The organism is uncultured Campylobacter sp. (genome assembly GCF_938045535.1).
Taxonomy (GTDB): domain Bacteria; phylum Campylobacterota; class Campylobacteria; order Campylobacterales; family Campylobacteraceae; genus Campylobacter_B.
Genome location: NZ_CALIMQ010000265.1, coordinates 1 through 3,048, shown reverse-complemented (window position 1 = coordinate 3,048; position 3,048 = coordinate 1). Strand labels below are relative to the sequence as shown.

The window sequence follows — 3,048 nt, the reverse complement described above, 5'->3', positions numbered from 1 at the left end:
CTAAGGATGAAATTTTAAAATTTCAAGGCGCCGCCTCAAAGCGCAAATTTCAAAATCTCACGCTAAAACGAGCCACACCGATGAGCCCGAGAGTGCCTTAAAACGCCGAGCAAACTACAACTAGCCCAAGCGCGCCAAAATTCAGAGCCAAGCTACCCAAGCCACGAATCATAGCGACATTTAAGCCGCTAGGCGCCCCATAGCTCTCACGCTCCTTCGCGAGCCCGCACCTCGTCCTCGACCTCTTGCAAAAACCGCTCCACGAGCTTGCTCTCCTCGAGTTTGGCGACCACTTCGCCGTGGCGCATCACGATGCCGCGCCCGTTGCCGAACGCGATCGCCACGTCCGCGCCCTTCGCCTCGCCGATCGCATTTACGACGCAGCCCATGACGCTGATATTTAGCGGCGTTTTTATGTGCGCGGTTTTTTCTTCGACGATTTTGATCGCGCTTAGCAGGTCGCTTTGTAAACGCCCGCAGGTAGGGCACGAGATGATATTGACGCCGCTTTTTTGCACGCCTGCGTCCTGCAGGATCGCGCGCGCGACGCGGATCTCCTCCTCAAGCTCGCCCGTGATGCTCACGCGCATCGTATCGCCGATCCCCTCCATCAGAAGCGCTCCCAGCGCGATCGCGCTTTTGATGCTCGCGTGAAATTTCGTCCCCGCCTCAGTCACGCCCAGATGAAAAGGATACTCGCATAGCGGGCGCAGCGCGCGATACGCAGCCACCGTGCTCGGCGCGTCGGAGGTCTTAAGCGAGATCGCGATGTCGCTAAAGTCCTCATCTTCAAGCAGCGCGGCGTTATACAGCGCGCTTTGCACCATCGCCTCCACGCTGCGGCCGTATTTCTGCTCAAACTGCTCCTCCAAAGAGCCCAAATTTACGCCGATGCGGATAGGCAGGCTGCGAGCTTTGCACGCGCGCACGACCTCTTTGATACGCTCCTTGCCGCCGATATTGCCCGGATTGATGCGGATAGCATCGACAAACTCCGCAACCTGCAGCGCCAAGCGAAAATTAAAATGGATATCCGCTACGATGGGAAGCGGCGAGCTTTTTTTGATGCGTGCGAGCGCGTCCGCGTCCTGCTTATCAAGCACGGCGCAGCGCACGATGTCGCAGCCGGCGAAATACAGGCGGTTAATCTGCTCTAGCGTGCCCTCCACGTCCTTCGTTTTAGAAAAGCTCATCGACTGCACGGAGATGGGCGCACCGCCGCCGATTTTGACGGAGCCGACGGAGATTTGACGGGTCGGATAGCGATTTTTCAAATTTAAGCCTTTAGAATTTTTTGCGCTATTTTATTCAAAATGGGGTTAAAATTTAATAATTCGCGTTTGCCAGCCGCCGCATAATTTTGCCTGCAGGATTTTACCCACTAAATTTTGCTTTCGCACTTGCGGAAAATTTCATTTCGCCGTGAAATTTTAGCAAATAGAGTTCTATAAAATTCCGCCATCTAATAAAATTCTAAAAATTCCGGTAGCAGGCGAAACTCTACAAAATTTGATGGCAAGTAAAATTTATCAAACCACGCAGCCAAGCAAAATTTCGCGAACTTGGCAGGCAAGCGAAGTCCTGCGACATAAAATTACAAAATTAAGCTTTTGAAATTTCCGCGAAATTTTACCCACAGTATCGTCGCAGCGCTCACTCGCGCAAAACGAGTGCAGTATGGTTTATCCTAGCAGCACGGCATGCAGCCGTGAAATTTCAAAGCAAGTGGATGAAATATGAACATTCTATCTTTAATTGCAGCATTAGGGCATTGTTTCGCACGGCGGCAAAGCCGAAAAAACGTCAGCCGTTCGTGTTTGCACACCGCACCAGTATCGCGATCTTATAGAGACAACAAAAATTTAAACCGCCTACGCATATAAATTGCGCCGGCGTGCCGCCTAGGCTAGCGCACTAGCTCCATATTCACCTTGACCCTGCTCATCTTGTCCTGCAGCATATCCATCACCGACTCATTGCGCGACGAAGCGTCATCCGTCGGGGCTTCGTGCTGCTGCCACTTGCTTTTCGGCGCGGCGGGGCCCCACTGCGACGAAAATATCAGCCCGCGCTTTTTCTCGGTCTCAGGCGCAGGCTCGTAAGGCTGTGGAGCGGGCTTCGCCCAACGCTCATCATAACGCATCGCAGCACCTTGCCCTAGCGCATTACCCCGCTTTGGCGACGGTATTTTACCAAGCGCGCTACCGCCAGAGCGCCCTATCGCACGGCTAGAGCGAGCAGATGTGGGAAGATAGGGCGCGCGGGCATTTTGACGAGCCGTATATTTCGTGGCGCTCGAATGAGATGCAGCTGTATGCCCCATAGCGCCAGAACGAGTTGCACTATAGACGCGGAGAGTTTGCGGCTGTGCAATTCGAGCCGTCGTTAATTTGCGAGCTTGTGCATCTACGATTTTGCCAGTTTGCTCATCCACGCCTCCGTGAGTTTGCGCGCTTGCGCTTCTCCGCATATCTGCGCCTCTGTAAGTTTGCTCCGTATCGCGAGCGCTTGGCGCCTCGTCCTCATAGATACGGGTCTTTGGCAAACGCATCAGCGTCGCGACTAGGCTCTTGCTAGCTCCATTCTGACTGCCTGATTGATTAGCTGGGCTCATAGATGCTTTATTTCTCGCAGAATGCGATGCGGAATTTTGCCCGGGATTTTTAGTAAAATTTTTCGCACTTTTTTGCGTGGAATTTTTAGCGAAATTCCTAGACGCACGCGTATTTTTTGTGAGCTTGGATTTTGAAAGGCTTTTAGCATTTGCAGATTTTTTAGCATGCGGCTCGGCAGAGAATTTTGCCGAGGTATTTTTACTCGGATGATCTTTGGCTCGCAAATTTTGAGATGAAATTTTAGATTTATGGTTTTGCTGCGCAGCAAAAACGCTAGAGAAGCTCGTCAAAATGAACGCAATTAAAAAAATACGAGCTAAATTTTTCATCGTTTTCCTTTCCATGGATTTTAGGCGAAATTTAGCAAAGCTTAGATTAAGCCGCGTTAAATTTAATGAGTGAGGCTATGAAATTTCAGCTCTAATTCCAAGCC

Annotated in this window: 2 protein-coding genes; both read right to left on the bottom strand. The window is 51.3% G+C overall.

The window, feature by feature from the left end:
- Positions 1 to 206: 206 nt before the first annotated feature.
- Positions 207 to 1,274 carry a flavodoxin-dependent (E)-4-hydroxy-3-methylbut-2-enyl-diphosphate synthase gene (ispG, locus tag Q0095_RS08335; protein WP_297883072.1) on the bottom strand — a complete coding sequence of 356 codons (1,068 nt, stop codon included), beginning with the start codon at positions 1,272 to 1,274 and terminating at the stop codon, positions 207 to 209.
- Positions 1,275 to 1,906: 632 nt separating this feature from the next.
- Positions 1,907 to 2,944, bottom strand: coding sequence for a hypothetical protein (locus tag Q0095_RS08330; RefSeq protein WP_297883070.1), 1,038 nt, complete (start codon positions 2,942 to 2,944; stop codon positions 1,907 to 1,909).
- Between the last annotated feature and the right edge of the window lie 104 nt (positions 2,945 to 3,048).